The 17,676-nt window shown below is 59.6% G+C and carries 16 protein-coding genes; 10 read left to right on the top strand and 6 right to left on the bottom strand.

The genetic code is table 11. From position 1 onward, the window contains the following. Nucleotides 1–27: 27 nt before the first annotated feature. The 5 genes from ABEB22_RS20570 to ABEB22_RS20590 all read left to right on the top strand — a co-directional run bounded on the left by ABEB22_RS20570 (nt 28) and on the right by ABEB22_RS20590 (nt 4,684). The gene (locus tag ABEB22_RS20570) at nt 28–918 is read left to right on the top strand and encodes an FCD domain-containing protein (RefSeq protein WP_406871235.1); all 891 of its coding nucleotides are present in this window, start codon (nt 28–30) and stop codon (nt 916–918) included. 122 nt (nt 919–1,040) lie between these two features. Then, nucleotides 1,041–1,778: an FCD domain-containing protein gene (locus tag ABEB22_RS20575; RefSeq protein WP_349294815.1), complete on the top strand. Its 738-nt coding sequence runs from the start codon at nt 1,041–1,043 to the stop codon at nt 1,776–1,778. Between the two features lie 41 nt (nt 1,779–1,819). Then, nucleotides 1,820–2,788, top strand: coding sequence for a C4-dicarboxylate TRAP transporter substrate-binding protein (locus ABEB22_RS20580; RefSeq protein ID WP_406871237.1), 969 nt, complete (start codon nt 1,820–1,822; stop codon nt 2,786–2,788). A gap of 75 nt (nt 2,789–2,863) precedes the next feature. After that, entirely contained in the window at nt 2,864–3,343 is a 480-nt protein-coding gene (locus tag ABEB22_RS20585; protein WP_349294816.1) for a TRAP transporter small permease, read from the top strand. A 69-nt stretch (nt 3,344–3,412) separates the two neighbouring features. Further along, nucleotides 3,413–4,684, top strand: a complete 1,272-nt coding sequence (locus ABEB22_RS20590) for a TRAP transporter large permease (protein WP_349294817.1) — start codon at nt 3,413–3,415, stop codon at nt 4,682–4,684. Between the two features lie 170 nt (nt 4,685–4,854). Here ABEB22_RS20590 and ABEB22_RS20595 read toward each other — a convergent pair. Together ABEB22_RS20595 and ABEB22_RS20600 are read right to left on the bottom strand one after the other, a co-directional pair. Then, nucleotides 4,855–5,987, bottom strand: a protein-coding gene (locus ABEB22_RS20595; protein ID WP_406871236.1) for an IS3 family transposase whose coding sequence is annotated in 2 segments (ribosomal slippage) — nt 4,855–5,732 and nt 5,732–5,987 — 1,134 coding nt in all. Because the reading frame shifts where the segments join, the coding sequence is not laid out codon by codon here. Between the two features lie 84 nt (nt 5,988–6,071). After that, the gene (locus ABEB22_RS20600; RefSeq protein WP_349294819.1) at nt 6,072–7,019 is read right to left on the bottom strand and encodes a LysR family transcriptional regulator; all 948 of its coding nucleotides are present in this window, start codon (nt 7,017–7,019) and stop codon (nt 6,072–6,074) included. 196 nt (nt 7,020–7,215) lie between these two features. On the opposite strand from ABEB22_RS20600, the gene ABEB22_RS20605 reads away from it, so the two are divergent. The 3 genes from ABEB22_RS20605 to ABEB22_RS20615 are packed head-to-tail and all read left to right on the top strand — an operon-like array spanning nt 7,216 to nt 10,718. Further along, nucleotides 7,216–7,668, top strand: coding sequence for a sugar dehydrogenase complex small subunit (locus tag ABEB22_RS20605; RefSeq protein WP_349294820.1), 453 nt, complete (start codon nt 7,216–7,218; stop codon nt 7,666–7,668). Nucleotides 7,669–7,689: 21 nt separating this feature from the next. Beyond that, nucleotides 7,690–9,309 (top strand): GMC family oxidoreductase, encoded by a 1,620-nt coding sequence (locus ABEB22_RS20610; RefSeq protein ID WP_349294821.1) that lies wholly within the window; start codon nt 7,690–7,692, stop codon nt 9,307–9,309. Beyond that, on the top strand, nt 9,309–10,718 hold the full coding sequence (locus ABEB22_RS20615) for a cytochrome c (protein WP_349294822.1): 1,410 nt from the start codon (nt 9,309–9,311) through the stop codon (nt 10,716–10,718). The genes ABEB22_RS20610 and ABEB22_RS20615 overlap by 1 nt, the downstream gene beginning before the upstream one ends. Before the next feature lie 1,118 nt (nt 10,719–11,836). Here ABEB22_RS20615 and ABEB22_RS20620 read toward each other — a convergent pair. The 4 genes from ABEB22_RS20620 to ABEB22_RS20635 form a co-directional block, all read right to left on the bottom strand. After that, nucleotides 11,837–12,889 (bottom strand): 4-oxalomesaconate tautomerase, encoded by a 1,053-nt coding sequence (locus ABEB22_RS20620; protein ID WP_349294823.1) that lies wholly within the window; start codon nt 12,887–12,889, stop codon nt 11,837–11,839. 19 nt (nt 12,890–12,908) lie between these two features. Then, nucleotides 12,909–13,583 carry a 4-carboxy-4-hydroxy-2-oxoadipate aldolase/oxaloacetate decarboxylase gene (locus ABEB22_RS20625; protein ID WP_349294677.1) on the bottom strand — a complete coding sequence of 225 codons (675 nt, stop codon included), beginning with the start codon at nt 13,581–13,583 and terminating at the stop codon, nt 12,909–12,911. 18 nt (nt 13,584–13,601) lie between these two features. After that, nucleotides 13,602–14,564 (bottom strand): VOC family protein, encoded by a 963-nt coding sequence (locus ABEB22_RS20630; protein ID WP_349294678.1) that lies wholly within the window; start codon nt 14,562–14,564, stop codon nt 13,602–13,604. 68 nt (nt 14,565–14,632) lie between these two features. Further along, entirely contained in the window at nt 14,633–15,364 is a 732-nt protein-coding gene (locus tag ABEB22_RS20635) for a PIG-L deacetylase family protein (protein WP_349294679.1), read from the bottom strand. Between the two features lie 179 nt (nt 15,365–15,543). Here ABEB22_RS20635 and ABEB22_RS20640 point away from each other — a divergent pair, with 179 nt between their 5' ends. Together ABEB22_RS20640 and ABEB22_RS20645 are read left to right on the top strand one after the other, a co-directional pair. Continuing rightward, nucleotides 15,544–16,386, top strand: coding sequence for a DUF1932 domain-containing protein (locus ABEB22_RS20640; RefSeq protein ID WP_349294680.1), 843 nt, complete (start codon nt 15,544–15,546; stop codon nt 16,384–16,386). Then, nucleotides 16,386–17,558 carry a LysR family transcriptional regulator gene (locus ABEB22_RS20645; protein ID WP_349294681.1) on the top strand — a complete coding sequence of 391 codons (1,173 nt, stop codon included), beginning with the start codon at nt 16,386–16,388 and terminating at the stop codon, nt 17,556–17,558. The genes ABEB22_RS20640 and ABEB22_RS20645 overlap by 1 nt, the downstream gene beginning before the upstream one ends. Nucleotides 17,559–17,676: the final 118 nt, after the last annotated feature.

Genomic DNA, 17,676 nt, shown 5'->3' on the forward strand with positions numbered 1-17,676 from the left:
CTGGGCCGAGCCTGAAAGGATATGCCGATGTCGCGCGGACAGCAGACACTGAAACAGGCGGTCAACCATATGCTTGATGCCCTTTTGGAGCTGGAGACCGGCGCGCGGCTGGGGAGCGAATCGGAGCTGGCGCAAAGGCTGCAGGCAAGCCGCACCACAATTCGTGGCGTGCTGACCCATCTCGTGGAACATGGCCTGATCGCATGGTCGGGACGCGATAAAACCGTTTTGCGCCACCCCGTGCCGATGGATTATTTTTCGCAAAGCGAATCGATTGCGCCAGCCGAATTGGCCGAGTCGCGTTTTCTGGAATGGATCTTGCGAACAGACCTTCCACCAGGCTCGATCCTGCGCGAAGCCGAGCTTGCAAGGCGTCTCGATGTTCCCGTCATGCAGATCCGCGAACTTCTGATCCGCTATCAGCCCAATGGGTTATTCGAAAAAAATAGTAGTAAAAACTGGATATTGCGTGGATTCACTGAGACCTTCGCGAATGAATTGATCGAGATGCGGGCCTTGATCGAGGGGGCCGCCTTCACGCGGCTTCTCGCCAGTCGCGACCCGATGATCGTCGAGCAGATGATCGAAATGGAACGCCGCCATATCTCTCTCTTGGCGCGTGACGATGCCGCCATGGTGGAATTTCCCGCGCTTGATGCCGCCTTCCACCGGCTCATCTGCGCATCGGCGCAAAACAGGTTTTTTGACGAGTTTTCATCGCGCATCGCCTTGATCGTGCATTACCATTTCCAATGGAACAAATTGGACGAGACACAGCGCAACCGCGTCGCTCTACGCGAGCATTTGCGCATAATCCGTGCATGGCTTGCCCGTGATGATGGCGAAGCCAAGGCTGCTTTTGATGAACATCTCATGACGGCAAACCGCACACTTAAGGCGTCAATCAGCACAGGCTGAACCCGCCTGTTAGCGATAACCTCTGACTGACGCCCTTTTCCGTGACAACTTCTTCTTGACCGCTGCTATTTAATTTGGTCTCTTGGTCCAACCATAGTGCCTAGGCAGGGGAGGGCCAGCGCATGACAACGACCGTCGAGGGCATTCGCGACATCCTGCGCCAAGAAATTGCCGAGCGCTATGAGCCGGGCGATATGCTCCCCAACGAGCGCGAGTTGGCCGAGCGTTTTGGCGTATCACGCAATACCGTTCGAGAGACGATGATCCACCTCGAGGCCTTCAGACTGATCGAGAAGACCCGTCGCGGAGCGCGGGTCCGTAAGGCCGATTTCGATATGATGTTTGCCGAAATCACCCAGTTTCTCGACACCTCGCCGCGCACATTTTCGGATGTATTGAACTTCCGCCGGATTTCCGAGACGGGCGCCGCGCCGCTGATGGTATGCCATGTGACGGACGAGATCCTTTTGCGGATCCGCGAAGCCAATCGCGCAATCGGTCGGGCTCTGACGGCCGCAGAGGCGGCAGAGGCCGACTACCGGTTCCATATGGGCCTTGTCGAGGCATCGGGCAACAGCGTCTTGATCCATATGTATGAAGTCCTCGCAGCGCCGCTGCGCTTCTACCTTGAGGTCGGCAAGTCTCAGAAACTCAATACCGACACTGCGCAGACCCAGCATGCCCGCATCATCGACGCGCTTGCCGCACGCGATGCCGACGCATTGGTCGCGGCGATGGGCGCGCATTTCCAGCACTCGGGAGATGTGCTGGCCGACTGGCTTTCGAAGAGGGAGGGGGCATCGGTTTCGCTCTGGCCTGTCCAGCACGCTCGGCAGTCAGAGCATATAGCTGCGCCCTAAACCACAACAGATCATTTCGTAAGGAGGAGACGAGAATGAACATGTATAAGACTTTACTGGGAGCGACAGCCGCAATTGTAATGGCCCTGCCCGCATTTGCGGCAGAGACAACCATTCGTGTGGCGTATGAAAACAACCCCGGCGAGCCGGTGGATCTTGTGATGCACCGCTGGGCCGAACTGGTCGACAAGGCATCGGGTGGGGATGTCGAACTCGAGCTATATCCGTCGTCACAGCTGGGCGCGAAAAAGGATGTGATCGAGCAGGCGATGCTAGGCGTGAATGTCATCACCATTGCGGATGTGGGCTTTCTGACCGATTCCGATCCGGATCTGGGGATCCTGTTCGGCCCCTATCTGACAGACGATGCCGCAAGCTTGTTCAAAATCTATGAATCGGACTGGTTCAAGGAAAAGAAAGCAAAGCTCGAGGAACAAGGCATCCATATCGTCATCTCGAACTATCTCTATGGCACCCGCCAGCTGTTGACAAAAACCAAGGTCGAGACCCCTGCCGATCTCAAGGGGCTGAAGATCCGCACCCCCAACAACATCATGCAGATCCGCGCCATCGAGGCGATGGGCGGGACACCGACCCCCATGCCGCTGGCCGATGTCTATCCGGCCCTGACGCAGGGCACCATCGACGGGGTGGAGAACCCCCTCCCCGTGCTCTACGGGCAAAAGCTGCACGAGCAGGCCAAGGAACTCTCGATGATTTCCTATCTGCAGAATACCTCGCTGTGGCTGGGCGGTCAGGCCTATTTCGACACGCTCGACCCCTCGGTCGTCGAGATGCTAGAGGAGACCGGCCATGAAGCGGGGCTCTATAGTCAGGAGCTTGCCGCCGAGCAGGACGCCAAGATCATCGAAGAGATGAAAGCGGCGGGTGTCACGGTGACCTATCCGGATACCGCCGCCTTCAAGGAGGCGACAAAGGCAGTCTATGACCAATTCCCCGAATGGTCCGACGGGCTTTACGATCGTATCCAGTCTCAACTCGCCGAGTGATATGACAGATCAGGCAGCCACCGCGCTGCCTGATCCCTTTCAGCCACGCATGGCCACCCTCGTTCAGGAGATGCTATGAGAGCCCTTTTCAAAACACTCGATCTCGTGGGCGGTTTGCTGGTTGCAGCGCTCGTCACGATCACATTTGCCGCGGTCATTGCGCGCTATGCACTCGGCGCGCCGCTGCAATGGACCGAGGAGATGTCCGGCATCCTGATGATCTGGATCGTCTTTCTCGGCGCGATCGGCTGCGAGATCGAGCGCCGCCATCTTTGCATTGATATTGTCACCCTTCTGCTTCCCGAACGCGTTCAAAAAGTGATCGCCTTTCTCGTTGCGCTGGCGTCTGTGGTCTTGCTTGGAATGATGGCGTGGTTGAGCTACAAGCTCGCCGAAAGCGCCGCTCTGAAGAAGACACAGATCCTTAAGATCTCGTGGTTCTGGCTCGATGTCGCCGTCACGGTCGGAGCACTTGGTATCGCGCTCGTCATTGCCTATCGGCTGCTGCGCGGCAGCACGACGGAGCGCGAAGAAGATGACGCATTGCGCGAGTGATACCGCTCTCATCCTAGCATCCCACCGGAAAGGTCGGGGCGCAGCCTGTCTCTAGACCAAGAGTTTTCCATGGAATGGTTCATCATTATCCCCTTCATGTTCGCGCTATTTGCCCTGAACATGCGGATCTATCTCGCGATGTTTGCGGCGGTCCTGATCTATTTTCTGGCTTTCGCCCAGATGCCGATCCAGATTGCGGTTCAGCGTCTGATCGCGCCGACCCAGAACAGTTCGCTTCTGGCGATCCCCTTCTTCATTCTGCTGGGCACGCTCTTGGGAACCACGGGCATTGCCACGCGCCTTCTGAAGGTGGCCGATCTGCTGGTTGGCCGTCTGACGGGTGGTCTGGGACATACCAATGTGATGCTCTCCACACTGATGGGCGGGCTTTCGGCCTCTAACCTTGCGGATGCGGCGATGATGTGCCGGATGCTGGTTCCGGATATGATCCGTCAGGGCTATTCGCGCGGCACTGCGGCGGCCATCACCGCGGCCTCATCGCTGATCACGCCTATTCTACCGCCCGGCATCGCGCTTATTATCTACGGGCTGGTGGCCGATGTCTCGATCGGACATATGTTCATCGCGGGGATCTTGCCGGGATTGACCTGCTCGGCGCTGCTGTTGATCACCGTCTATTTCGTGGCACGCAAGCGCGGCTACAAGCCCTCGCGCACTGCCGCGCCCACATTGACGGAAACCCGCAGCACGGTGATATCCGCATGGCCTGCGATTTTCCTGATCGTTCTGATTATCGGCGGGATCCGGTTTGGTATTTTCACACCTACCGAGGCGGGCGCGGTTGCGACGGTGATCACCCTGCTGATCGGGCTCTTTGTCTATCGCGAGATGAAGCTGTCTGATCTGACCAGCGCCTTCGGCACGACCGCCCGTCAGACCGCTTCCGTGCTTCTGGTGATCATGATGTCCTCGGCTCTGGGCTGGATTTTCTCGGTCGAACGTGCCGGTGTCATGCTGGCCGACTGGATCATGAGCCTGACCCAGAACCCGTGGCTGTTCCTTGCTGCGATCAACATCCTGCTGCTCGTGCTCGGCATGTTCATCGAAGGCAATGCCTTGCTGATCATCCTTGTGCCGCTGCTGAAGCCGGTTGTCGTTCAGCTGGGGATCGATCCCGTGCATTTCGGAATTGTCATGATCCTCAATCTGGCGATCGGCACGCTTACCCCGCCGGTGGGGACCGTCATGCTGATGGTTTGCGCCCTGACCAAGACACAGTTTGCCGAGTTCTTGCGCGAGGGCTGGCCGTTCTTGCTGGCTTTGGTGCTCGCCCTGATCCTCGTGACCTTCATTCCGGCGCTTTCGCTTGCTCTGATATGATTTTTGGACAGCCCCCGGTATCTTGGACGTTGTTTCTTGGACGTTTCTGAGGGCGGACAGCCAAGGCTTGCCCAAGCCTCACATCGCCGCCTTCAGAGCCTAAAGTCGAAGGTCTGAGGTGGTCCCCATTTCCCGGACAGCTTTTCGGCGGCGCTAAGCTTGCCTGTTGATCATGCTGCCGCCTTCAGATCGAGGCCTTGATGGGCCGCGAAGGGTGTTCTGCCACCGAGCGTCGAATGGGGGCACTTGGTGTTGTAGAAGGTCATCCACTTCCCGATGCCGATCCGAGCTGCGGTGCAGGTCTCAAACGCGTTCAGATAGACGCATTCATATTTCAGCGACCGCCAGAGCCGTTCGATCATCACGTTGTCCATCCAGCGTCCGCGCCCGCCCATCGATATCTTCACAGTTGCGTGCGAGAGGATCTTCGTGAAGCGCGGGCTCGTGAACTGGCTGCCTTGGTCCGTGTTGAATATCTCCGGCTTTCCATACCGTTGCATGGCCTCTTCCAATGCCTCAATGCAGAATTCAACGTCCATGGTATTCGATAGACGCCAGGACAGAACCCGCCGCGTCGCCCAATCCATAATAGCCACCAAATAAAGAAAGCCGCGTTGCATCGGTATGTAAGTAATGTCTGCACACCAGACGTGATCTGGGCGCGTGATGGATAAATCCCGCAATAGATACGGATACTTGGGGTACTCCGGATGCGGGACGGTGGTCTTGGGCCTTTGATAAACGGCCCGCAGGCCCATCCTGGCCATGAGCCTTCGGACTCGCTTGCGCCCGACGCAATATCCTTCACCACGCAGATGCCGCGCCATCTGGCGGCTACCGTAGAAGGGCGTTTCCATGAACTGCGCGTCGATGAGCTTCATCAGGGCTAGGTTCAATGGCATCTCAGCTTTGCTCGGGCTATAGAAAGCCGACCGCCTGAGCCCGACCAAGGCGCATTGCCTCAGGATCGACAGCTCGGGATGATGGGGAACGATCATTTCCCGCCTCCGCGACACGCTCACCGTTCGGAGGCTTTGGCTAAAAAATCCCGCTCCACTACGAGCTGACCGATTTTGGCGTGCAGTTTCTCGATCTCGCCCTCAGTCGCAGCAGCTTTCGCTTCGGCCTTGCCCGAGAAAATCCCCGACATGCCCTCAAGCGCCTGGCGCTTCCATGTGTTGATTACCGTCTGATGCACACCGTGCTTGGCCACAAGTTCGGCGATCGTTGCGTCCCCGCGGATCGCCTCGAGGGCCACCTTCGCCTTAAACTCGGCGCCATAGTTCTTCCGTTTTCCAGCCACGCTGTGCGTCCTTGTCGTCGTTGACGGCAAGCTTAGCAGACTGTCCGAGTTTCGGGGGCCACCTTAGCCTTCGGCAGGACTTTGTCACAGGCTTGACAGTTCCGCGTCAATGTTCGGGACGGTCGATTGATGCGCCATATAGACCGCGTCTTCCAGATGGTCTCGAAACCGGCGCATGTGATGTGTTGCGGTGCCTTCGCGCGTGGAGGTCACTACGCCCAGATCTCTCGTAACAGAGGGTTCGATCAACGGCCGCGTACAGAGTATCGGATGCGTATCTTCGGGACAATTCACAGTAGGCAGAGCACTCACGCCCATGCCGGCCTCGATCATTGCAGAGACCGCCGTGAAGTGATTGAAACTCATAACAGTGGTGGCGGGGCTGTTTACTGCCTGTATAGCTTCATCGGTCACAAGCCGCGTGCCACTTCCGCTATTTGCACCTATGAAATCATATTCTAGCAATTCACTCCAAGTAACCTGCGCCCGCTGCGCGAGCGGGTGATCGCGGCGCAGAACCGCCATGAACGGATCTGCGCGAAAAAGATCGAACTGGACCTGCATCGTCTTGTGAGGCAGGAAGCTTGAAACCGCGAGATCGAGTTCGCCGCTTTCAACCCCCGCAAAGAGCCCCGCAGCCGTGTCATCGCGCGCATGGACCGTGACATGCGGGAACTCCGAGCGGAACATGCGAAGAGCATGCGGAAGATACTTCACCGCGGCCGAGGCAAGAAAACCGAGCCGTAGCGGAGCCGACAGCTCTTGCCCGAAATGCCGCGTACGGTCGAGCGCGGTCTGCAATGCGGGAAGAAGCTCAGAGAGATGTCTGCGTAACTCTTCGCCCTCGGCTGTAAGCCGGACAGAGCGCGTTGTCCTCTCGAACAGCGTGACACCCAGATGAGCCTCGATATGGGCGATATTCTGGCTCAAGGCGGGCTGGGACATCCCCAGACGGTCCGCCGCCAGCCGGAAGGACCCCGCGCTGGCAACGGCGAGGAAGGCTTCGAGCTGACGGATCGGCGGGAGACTCATATATTCACCTTGCTTAATTATTCATTATATAATGAAATTTGTCTTATCTGACAGCAAGAACTAGAGACTGCGACATAATCTCGCAGGCCATAACCATGGCTTGTATCTTACCAAAATCTCGAGGTGTCTTTTGCTCGCTCATAACAAGTCGCAGGGGCTTCATCGGCGGCGTTTCCTGTTTGGAACCGCCGCAGCGATGTCTACGCTTGTCGCCCCAAAGCTCGCCAGCGCCGCGGCGCTTGGTTCGCCAGATGCGGACTTCATGGCTGTCTCTCAGCTCTTGGTGAACCATGATCTCAACCCCGCAGTCGGCGCGCGTATCGCGGCTTTCGCGGTCCAGAACCAACCAGACCTTCAGGCAATGCTGAAGCAGATCAGCGACATTGCGGCGTCGAAGAATGCGACGACTGTCGAGGATTTCTATGATGACCTGCCCGAAGGGGCGACGCGCGATTTTGCGCATTGGATCATTGAGAGCTGGTATACCGGCTCCTCGTCGAATGCGACGGATGCGACCCTGTTCACCTATGAAGAGGCGCTGCTGTATCGCCCGACATTCGACATGGTGCCGATCCCGACCTTCGGATATTCGGCCCCGAACGCTTGGGGACAGGATCTCTCGCCCCTCTCCGCCATGCCACGGTTCTAATCCCACGCTGAAAGACCTCCTATGAAAACCTCCTCCCAAGTCGTGATCGTCGGCACCGGCGTCATTGGCGCGGTTATTGCCGAAGAATGCCTCGATGCCGGGCTTGAAGTCCTGATGATCGAAGCCGGACCGCGCGTCAGCCGGTCAGAGATTGTCGAACGCTACCGCAATCTTCCTTTGGGCCTGAAGCCGAGTGCAACCGCCTCCTACTTCCCGACAGAGATGGCACCGCATCCGTTTCACGGTCTCGATTATCTCCAGAGCACCGGCCCCGACAATTATAACCCGACCTATGTGCGTTACGCCGGTGGCTCGACATGGCACTGGGCGGGCACCTGCTGGCGCCTGACCCCCGAAGACATGCAGCTCAATTCGCTCTACGGTGTCGGGCGGGACTGGGCGATCGGCTATGAGGATCTGGACCCCTATTACAATAAAACCGAGCTGGCGCTTGGTATCTGTGGTCCGTCCGATCCTGCCGACCAATGGCCACAGCGACCGCGCTCCATGCCCTATCCGATGCCGCATCTGCCGATGTCGCAAGGCGAGCAGAAATTCACCCAAGTCGTGCGAGACAGCCTTGGCCTGCGCAATCTACCTGTCGCACAGGCGCGCAACTCGGGCACGCACTATCATGACCGTCCGGCCTGCTGCTCGAACAATAACTGCGTTCCGGTATGTCCGGTCGGCGCCAAATATGACGCGGCCACCGCGCTCAAGCGGCTCGAAGCGAAAGGGGCGACGATCCTCGACAATTCGGTCGTCTACCGTGTCGAGACGACCGAAAAGAACCGTATCGCGGCAATCCATTACTACGACAGCCAACGCCAGACCCATCGCGTGACCGGCGAGCATTTCGTCATTGCATGCAACGGGATCGAGACACCCAAGCTGATGCTGATGTCTGCGGATGACCGCAATCCCAACGGGCTTGCCAATTCCTCCGATCAGGTGGGACGCAATATCATGGACCACCCCCAGCAAGGCTACACGCTCACCACATCCGAGCCCTATTGGCTGGGCCAAGGCCCCGTCGTCAACAGCGGGATCATGGAGACCTCGCAGGGCGATTTCCGCAGTGAGCATGCGGGAGCCTATTTCCGTATGAACAACTTCGCCCGCAACCGCTATATCTCGCAACGCGCTATGAAAAGCGGCAAGGTCGGGCGGGCTCTCGACGAGGAAATCCGCCGCCTCACAGCCTGCACGGTTGCGGTTGTTGCGGCCTACGAGATGCTGCCCGACCCCAATAACCGTCTGACGCTGTCGCAAGACAAGGACTGGCTGGGCCTGCCCAAGCCGAGCGTCTACTGGGATGTTGGCGATTATACGCGTCGCTCATCGCGCGATTACGGCGATCCGATGGTCAAGCGCATTGCCGATGCGATCGGCGCGACAGATTTCAAATCCGCCGGTATGAAATTCGCCCCCTCCAAACACCTCATGGGCGGCACGATCATGGGCAGGAACGCTAGCGACTCCGTCGTCGACACCGTGTGCCGCGCACATGATCACGATAATCTCTATCTGCCGGGAGGCGGCGCAATGGCGTCCACCGCCTGTGGCAACAGCACCATTACCATGACCTCGCTGGCTTTCCGCGCCTCCGAGGCCCTGATCTCGGAGGCGAAAGGCGCCTAATGACAGCTCTTAAATTCATGCTTTGCGTCGGCTCGGTGATGCTGGCTGGCGCTGCCGCTTGGGCGCAAGACAGCGCCGCCATATCCTCGGAGACTGCCGATCTAATTGCGCGCGGCCAATATGTTGCCACCGCTTCCGATTGCACGGCATGCCATACAAGCAATCCGTCCGAACCCTATGCAGGCAACCATGTTATCACCTCGCCCGTAGGCGATATCGTGGCGACCAATATCACGCCTTCGAAGACTGCCGGAATCGGGAACTACACCGAAGCCCAGTTCTCGGATGCTGTGCGCCATGGTATCCGCGCGGATGGGGCACGGCTCTATCCTGCGATGCCCTACACGGCTTTCGCAAAAATCACCGATGCCGACATGAAGGCGCTCTATGCCTATTTCATGAATGACGTGAAGCCGGTGGACACGCCGAGCAAGAAAACCCAGCTTCCCTTCCCCTTCAATATCCGCGCCTCCATGATCGGCTGGAACCTGCTCTTTGCCGACGCAGACACCTACCAGACCGACACCTCGAAATCGGACCAGTGGAACCGCGGTGCCTATCTGGTGCAGGGACCGGCCCACTGCTCGACCTGCCACACCCCGCGTGGCGTCATGATGCAGGAAAAAAGCGGCGACTATCTGGGCGGTGCGCAAGTCGGCCCGTGGTATGCACCCAATATCACCTCCGATCCCCAAAGCGGTATCGGCAGCTGGTCCAAGGACGAGATTGTCTCTTATCTTGGCACCGGTCGCGCCGAGGGCAAAGCACAGGCCGGTGGGAGCATGGCTGAAGCGGTCGAACACAGCTTCTCGCATCTTCAGAAAAGCGATCTTGAAGCGATCGCTACCTATCTTGCGAATGTTCCCGCGAAATCCGGTCCTTCGCGGTTCGATCAGGGCTCTGCCACGAATTTGACGACAGAGTTCTGCGGCATTGACGGCGCCCCGTCGGGTCTTGCCGTCGGCGCTCAGATATACTCGGCAAATTGCGCGACCTGTCACGGCATCAACGGTCAAGGCACGAAAGATCAGTATTACCCGAGCCTCTACCACAACTCCGCGACGAGCGGGCCGTCAGCGTCCAATTTCATCGCCACCGTGCTGAACGGCATCGACCGCAAGACCCCTCAGGGCCATGTCTTCATGCCTCCCTTCGGCACGCAGGACAACGCGTTCAATGCGCTCAGCGATAGCGAGATCGCCCAACTTGCGAACTATGTCAGCTCCAGCTTCGGCGATGGCGGGTTTGAAGTGAGCTCTGATGAGGTTGTCCAAATCCGCGCAGGTGGCCCAAGTTCGAACCTGCTTTCGCAAGTTCGCATCGCGATGGTTATCGGCCTTGTTATCGCGCTGATTATCATCGCGATCATCTGGGTGGTGTACCGTGCTCGTAGGCAGCGTTCGAGCTAAGCTTCCACCCTACAAGCAGAGTTTGCCCGCCGCTCATCCGGCGAGCAAACTTATGAATGCACCGTCAGATTGTTTTCAGCGCGTTGCAAAAATTGGGTTGGAGGGTGGTTTCAGGTAACCAGTGTTCATACTCAACCCACAGCTTACAAGCATAGGATCAGGCATGGTGACAGGGATGGGCCGAGAGATAGTGACGTATGAGACGGAGCAAAATGGCGGCTTGCTCGAGCACGACGAGAAGGCACTGCGCTTACCGAGACAACATAAGCAATCCTATGATCCTCTCGTGTCGAAGTACAGTGTTGGCAATACAGCGCGTCTGGACAAGGATATTACGAGTATCACTATTGGCATCGCGGTCCGCGAGAGGCGGATTCGCTCGTAGCGGCGGCAGGGCTTCTTGACCTGCATAATCTAAAATCGTCTACACGACTGGGGTCATCAAAAAGAATATAGGCATCGTCATAAATACTCACCTATATTATGCACAGAGTGACGCGGCCAATCAAAGATGGGGATACAGACAAATAATTCATTCTATCCGCGGAAAGATTGTCGCGGAGGCAGGCGCCCTTGCCGATGTTCGTCACGCCGAACGCCAAGAAGACTAGCGCCCCGGTGCTGAGACTGATCATGCGGTCTCCACCGCTCGGATCAGCCGGCTTAGCGTCTTAGCAACCATGCTTTGGTCAAAACGGAGCTAATGACTATCGGAAAATCTCGATTTCCCAACGACTGGCCGAGAAGGTTCAGGATACGATTCGGCTTAGAAAGCCACCCCAAAGTCGGTCGGCGGGAAGACCCTATCTCGAACCGGCGACCTGTGGCCTTTCTTCCTGTGCTGCCGGTACCAGCCGTGGATCTAAAAACGCGTGATCCAACGGCGCAGAGCGCCCTGCGTCATAAAAGGCTCACCAGCCGCCGATCTCAGCAAGACCTCAGGATTCTTGTCTTTATTTTCGGTGCTAAAGACATCGCCGAGCATGGCGCCTTCACACGATCGGTTACCCTTCATCCTGACAACCCGCTGCCTTTTTGAACTGCAAGTAAAATCGTCTTATGATTTCATTCTTGAGTATTGAACAGTAGGGAACATGTGAACAAGTCGGCAAGGCCCGTCACACAAAAACCCGCCCGTCCATTAACTTGCGCGACGTACGCATCGTGCCTGCCGCGAGGACGCGGCCCGAGGGGTCAAGCTCCAGCAGCACTTCGGCAGCCCCCGTCGGATGCTCGATACGCACCCGCCCGTCCTCCGGCAGCACCGCCAGCGCGGCGGCGGGGCTTTCCGGCAATGTGCAGGCGGTGGCCACCGAAACGGCAGCGAAAACGCCAATGGTCGCATGGACGCGGTGCGGAATAAAGCTGCGCGTATTGATTGTGCCGCCCGCCAGTGGCGCTGAAACGAGCGTCATCTTGGGGACGGATTTCTCGCGCACATCGCCTAGATTCATCATCTCGCCTGCCTTGAGCCGGATCGCCTCGACGCGCGCCTTGACCTCAGCCATGGCCTCGATCTCCTCGCGGGTCTCATCGCCACTCAAACCGAAATCGCCGGCCCGTATGACAACGATGGGCATGCCATTGTCGATCAGCGTGCACTCGACGCCCTCGATCACGTCGCAGGCATTGCCTGTGGGCAGGAGCGCGCCACACATGGAGCCCTCGAGCCCTTGGAACATCAGTGGGACCGGCGCGGCGGTGCCGGGCACGCCGTCGATGGCGGTGGCGCCGGAATAGGAGACGCGTCCTTCGGGGGTCTGGATCGTGGCGCGGGCGATCTCGCCGGTATTGAGCATATGGATGCGCAACTGCGTCTCGGGTCCCGCGACCGGCACGAGCCCGCGCTCGATCGCGGCGGGGCCTACGCCCGCAAGGATATTGCCGCAGGCCTGCGCATCCGACACAAGCGCCTGATCCACGAAGACCTGCAGGAAGAGATAATCGACATCAGCATCCGCCCGCGTCGAGGGCGAGAGGATGGCGACCTTCGAGGTCAGCGGGTCCGCCCCCCCGATCCCGTCGATCTGGCGCGGATCGGGCGAGCCCATGATCCGCAGCAAAAGCGCATCGCGCGCCGCAACGTCTTCGGGCAGATCGCTTGCCAGAAAATAGGCGCCTTTCGACGTGCCGCCCCGCATCCAGAGGCAGGGAATGCCATGCTCGGACATGATGCGCTCCTCTCGTCGCTCAGATATATTTCAGCCCCTTGGCCTCGAGCCGTGTGCGCATGTCATAGATGTCGAGCCCCAGTTCGCCCGCCGCCAGACGCACGCGCTTGGCTTCCTCGGCGGCCAGACGTGCCTCCGCCTTCTCGAGGACCGATGCGGCCTCCTCGCGACGCACGACGCAGATGCCATCGTCATCAGCGCAGATCACATCGCCCGGATAGATGGTCTGGCCCGCCACCACGATCGGCACATTGACCGAGCCTAGCGTTTCCTTGACGGTGCCTTGGATCGAGACGGCCTTGGACCATACGGGGAAGTTCATCTGCGTGAGGTCGCGCGTGTCGCGCACGCCCGCCTCGATGATCAGCCCGCGACAAGCGCGCGCTTGTGCCGAGGTGGCCAGAAGGTCGCCGAAATAGCCATTGTCGCAAGGCGAGGTCGGTGCCAGCACCAGCACATCGCCGGGCTGGAGCTGCTCGATGGCCACATGGACCATCCAGTTATCGCCCGGCGCGGCCGAAATGGTGACAGCGGAGCCCGCGATCATCGCGCCCTGATAGATCGGGCGCATATGCGGCTGGAGCGCCCCGATGCGGCCTTGCGCCTCATGCACGGTGGCGGTGCCGATCTCTCCCAGACGGTCGATGACCGCCTGATCGGCGCGGACGATGTTCTGAACGACGACATTGCTCATGGTCGGTTCCTTTTCTCGTTACTTCTTCACCGGCGGCGTGCCATGGGTGTGGAAGGACTCGATGGTCTTCATCCCCCAGGCCTGCCCCTTTTTGCGCTCGCTCTCGGTCCAGCGGACAGGCTTCCAGTCGGGGGCGAGGATCAATCGCGCACCGGCATTGGCCAGCTCGACGCGGTTGCCCGCAGGCTCCCAGACATAGAGGAAGAACGTGCCCTGAATGGCGTGCTTATGCGGGCCGGTCTCGATATGGACGCCGTTCTGCAGGAAGATATCGGCGGCGCGCAGAATGTCTTCGCGCTGGTCGGTCGCATAGGTGACATGGTGCAGACGGGCATGGCCGCCGCCATGTTCTTCGGTGCAGGCCAGATCATAGGTCTTGTTGTTGACGGTGAACCAGCAGCCACCGATCCGGCCATTGTCGAGCTGGATATATTCCGTCACCCGCGAGCCGAGGCAGGTCTCCATGAAGCGGCGGAACTCGGTCACATCGGCGGCAAGGAGATTGAGGTGGTCGATGCGCCGCGGCGCGGCGCCATTAAAGCTCGAGGCGGTGTTCTTGAGCGCCGCTTTCTCAACCTCATCCTGTGCCTCGTACCAGTTGGTCTCGTAATAGATCTCGAAGATATGCCCGAACGGATCCTCGAAGCGGAAGGCGCGGCCATGGCTCAGATCGCCCTCGACCCAGCCATGCGTCTTGAAGCCGCTCGCCTCGATGGCGGCCACGCGGCGCTCGAGCGCCTCGGCGGAGTCTGCGCGATAGCCGATATGGGCTACGCCGGTCGTGTCGGCGCGGGTCAGCTTGAGCGTGCAATATTCATAATCGTCCCATGCCCGCAGATAGGCACTGGTCTCGTCCCGACCGGAGAGCTTGAGCCCGTAGACACGGGTGAAGAAATCGAGGCTCTCGTCGAATTTGTCGGTCAGCATCTCGACATGGCCGAGATGGGCGATGTCGTGGCAGGTTTCGGTCGGTGCGGTCATGGCTCCCCCCTTTGGAGTGGTTATGCGCCCGCCTCCCGCGGGCGCACCGGATAGTGTCTTGAGGCGCCTTACAGCTCGTCCACAGTGCGCGGGAAGATCGACTGGAAGCCTTCGGCATATTGGCAGTCGCGCCCGCCCGACATGCCACCGGAATTGCGCTTGAAATGGTTGGCACGCTGTTGCGCCACGCGGGTGTAATACTCCCACAGATGGACCTGACCGTTCATATGCTCCATCGCGGCGCGCTTCTTCGCCCAAACGGGGGTGATGTCGAGGAAGGTGTCGGGCTTCCAACCCATCTGCTCGGTCTGATGCGGCTCGAAGAGATAGAGCTGCGGCGCACCCAGCACCTTCTCGCCCGGATTATGGCCCCAGGCCTGCGCGATCATGCGGCATTCCAGAGCGATCTGGGTCATATACATATGGTCGGTGTTATAGGGGTCGTACTGGCTGTGGCTCATCATGAAGCTCGGCTGGACCTTGCGGATCAGATCGACGAGCTTGTATTTGTCCTCTTTGTCGAGATGGAGCGGGTAATCGCCCAGATCGAAGCAGACGAGCTCCTTCACGCCCAGCACCTCGGCTGCGGCCTCGGCCTCGCCACGGCGGATATCCTTGACCTCCTGCAGCGACTTGCCCTCCTTCCACAGACGGGCGCTCTCGCCACGCTCGCCGAAGGACAGGCAGGCCACGGTGATATCGTAGCCCATCTCAGCATGGAGCGCGATCGCACCACCGCAACGCCAGACGAAATCTGCAGCATGAGCGCTGATCACCAGCGCGGTTTTCTTGGCGGACATGAGAGAACTCCCTCCAAACAGTCTCAATTCGCCGTCAGATAACGCCCAACACCCCGTGGATCGCAAATTCGAAAGCGTTCCCCGTGCATAAGTTCATGCTATACCATACTTGGTCGGAGAGGGATTGAGGGCCATAAGTGCATCGCATAGTTCCGATGGTATCAAGGGAGGACAGAGAGATGCGGGATATCGCGATTATCGGGTTTGGCGAGGCGGGGCAGGCTTTTGCAGCAGGTTTCCCTCGGCGTGTGCTGGCCTATGACAACGAGCCGGACGCTGCTCGGCGGGATCAGCTTACGCGGGCCGCCGCAGCTTCAGGGGTAGAGTTCTGCCCGAATGCAGACGTCGCGCTGGCCGGGGCCAAGATCGTCTTCTGCCTCGTGACGGCAGATCGCGCGATCGAGGCGGCGCGCACCTATGCGCCGCTCCTGCCAAAGGGTGCCCTCTGGTGCGACGGAAATTCCTGCGCCCCCGACAGCAAGCGCCAGTCCGCTTCCCTGATCGGTGCCGGCTATGTCGATATGGCCGTGATGTCGCCTGTGCATCCCAAAGGCCATCACACTCCGGTTTTGCTGTCCGGCCCGGGGTCGGAGGCTATGGCCCCTTGGGTTGATACGCTGGATATGCGCGCGCGCCGGATCGATGGGCAAACCGGCTCGGCCAGCACCATCAAGATGCTGCGCTCGGTGATGGTGAAAGGGCTCGAGGCGCTCACTGCCGAGTGCTTCCTTGCCGCGCGTAAGGCAGGGGTGCAGGACGAGGTGCTGGGGTCGCTGGTGGCTTCTTCGCCCGAAATGGACTGGCTCGAGCGCGCGGGATATAACCTCGAGCGTATGATGGAACATGGGACCCGTCGCGCCGCCGAAATGCGGGAGGTCGTCAAGACCCTGAGTGCGCTTGACATGCCCCACGAGGTGACCGCCGCCGTGGCCGACTGGCATGCGCGGATCGGCGCGCTCAGGCTCAAGGGGCGGGAAGGCGGGCTGGACCAGCGGGCGCAGACCCTTCTGGACCGGCTCTGATGGAGGTCAACCTGCGCCACCTGCGCGCCTTTCTTTCGGTCGCGCAGACGGGGTCGATCACCCGTGCTGCTGAGCTATGCCATATCTCGCAACCCGCTGTTACGCAGGCCATTGCCAAGCTCGAGACGGAGGCGGGGCAGCCCCTTTTTACCCGCACCCCGCAAGGGCTTTTTGCCACCGAGGCCGGACAGGTGCTCCACCATCGGACCGCGCGTGCAATGACGCCGCTCGACACGCATCTGCACGAGATCGCGCCTCGCCTCGTGCTGACCGCCACGCGGGCGCAATTGCAGGCGTTGATTGCGGCCGCCGAGGTGCAGAATTTTTCGCTCGCAGCCCGCAGGCTGGGGATCGCGCAACCCACTGTGCATCGCGCGATCACACAGCTCGAGCGCGAGGCAGGGCGGGCATTGTTCCAGCGCAGCCCCCTCGGCATCGCCCCGACACGAGCCGCCTCGGCACTGGCACGGATCGCGCGGCTGGCCTTTGTCGAGCTGGATCAGGCCCGCGCGGAGCTTGGCGATCTTCTGGGACGGGAGGTCGGACAGGTGGTGCTTGGCGCCATGCCGCTTTCGCGCTCGTATATCCTGCCAAAGGCGCTCGCCTCCTTCCGCGCGACCCGTCCTTCCCTGACCGTGAAAGTGCTCGAGGGCAGCTATGACGAGCTGCTGGCCGGATTACGGCGTGGAGAGATCGACATACTGACCGGCGCCTTGCGCGATCCCGCTCCGATCGGCGACGTGGTTCAGGAACGCCTTTTCGATGACACACTAGTATTGCTGGCGGGTAAGGGCCATCCGCTTGCGGGACGCCCCTTGCCACCGCTCGCGTCGCTGCTGGAGTGGCCGTGGCTCGTCACCCGTGAGGGCACCCCCACCCGCACGCTGTTCGACAGATATTTCAAAAGCTCCGGCCTGACACCGCCGCAAGGCGTGATCGAGACAGGATCTGTTATCCTGATGCGCGAGATGGTGCAGGACAACCGACATCTTGCCTGTATGTCTTATGTCCAAGCCCAATCCGAGGTTGCGACAGGGCTCGTCAAGGTGCTGGCCCATGATTTCGGCACTACACGCCGGGCTATAGGCCTGACCATGCGCGCGGATTGGCAGCCCACGCCCGCACAGGCCAAAATGCTATCCTGCCTTCGGTCCATCGGCGGTCGCATATAGCGTTAACTTATGCCCTGCCCTGCCCTTTGAATTGGCAATGCGCCGCCGTTCGGGCGATGCAAGTGTCGAGGAGAAACACCGGTACGGAGACACACTCCGCGCCATTATGGGAGGAAGA

This window comes from Thioclava sp. 'Guangxiensis' (assembly GCF_045348365.1).
Lineage (GTDB): Bacteria > Pseudomonadota > Alphaproteobacteria > Rhodobacterales > Rhodobacteraceae > Thioclava > Thioclava kandeliae.

Excerpts from the sequence above, each read along its gene's own strand:
- ABEB22_RS20570 (WP_406871235.1), top strand. The coding sequence starts at position 28 with ATGTCGCGCGGACAGCAGACACTGAAACAGGCGGTCAACCATATGCTT.
- ABEB22_RS20575 (WP_349294815.1), top strand. The coding sequence starts at position 1,041 with ATGACAACGACCGTCGAGGGCATTCGCGACATCCTGCGCCAAGAAATT.
- ABEB22_RS20580 (WP_406871237.1), top strand. The coding sequence starts at position 1,820 with ATGTATAAGACTTTACTGGGAGCGACAGCCGCAATTGTAATGGCCCTG.
- ABEB22_RS20585 (WP_349294816.1), top strand. The coding sequence starts at position 2,864 with ATGAGAGCCCTTTTCAAAACACTCGATCTCGTGGGCGGTTTGCTGGTT.
- ABEB22_RS20590 (WP_349294817.1), top strand. The coding sequence starts at position 3,413 with ATGGAATGGTTCATCATTATCCCCTTCATGTTCGCGCTATTTGCCCTG.
- ABEB22_RS20600 (WP_349294819.1), bottom strand. The coding sequence starts at position 7,019 with ATGAGTCTCCCGCCGATCCGTCAGCTCGAAGCCTTCCTCGCCGTTGCC.
- ABEB22_RS20605 (WP_349294820.1), top strand. The coding sequence starts at position 7,216 with ATGTCTACGCTTGTCGCCCCAAAGCTCGCCAGCGCCGCGGCGCTTGGT.
- ABEB22_RS20610 (WP_349294821.1), top strand. The coding sequence starts at position 7,690 with ATGAAAACCTCCTCCCAAGTCGTGATCGTCGGCACCGGCGTCATTGGC.
- ABEB22_RS20615 (WP_349294822.1), top strand. The coding sequence starts at position 9,309 with ATGACAGCTCTTAAATTCATGCTTTGCGTCGGCTCGGTGATGCTGGCT.
- ABEB22_RS20620 (WP_349294823.1), bottom strand. The coding sequence starts at position 12,889 with ATGTCCGAGCATGGCATTCCCTGCCTCTGGATGCGGGGCGGCACGTCG.
- ABEB22_RS20625 (WP_349294677.1), bottom strand. The coding sequence starts at position 13,583 with ATGAGCAATGTCGTCGTTCAGAACATCGTCCGCGCCGATCAGGCGGTC.
- ABEB22_RS20630 (WP_349294678.1), bottom strand. The coding sequence starts at position 14,564 with ATGACCGCACCGACCGAAACCTGCCACGACATCGCCCATCTCGGCCAT.
- ABEB22_RS20635 (WP_349294679.1), bottom strand. The coding sequence starts at position 15,364 with ATGTCCGCCAAGAAAACCGCGCTGGTGATCAGCGCTCATGCTGCAGAT.
- ABEB22_RS20640 (WP_349294680.1), top strand. The coding sequence starts at position 15,544 with ATGCGGGATATCGCGATTATCGGGTTTGGCGAGGCGGGGCAGGCTTTT.
- ABEB22_RS20645 (WP_349294681.1), top strand. The coding sequence starts at position 16,386 with ATGGAGGTCAACCTGCGCCACCTGCGCGCCTTTCTTTCGGTCGCGCAG.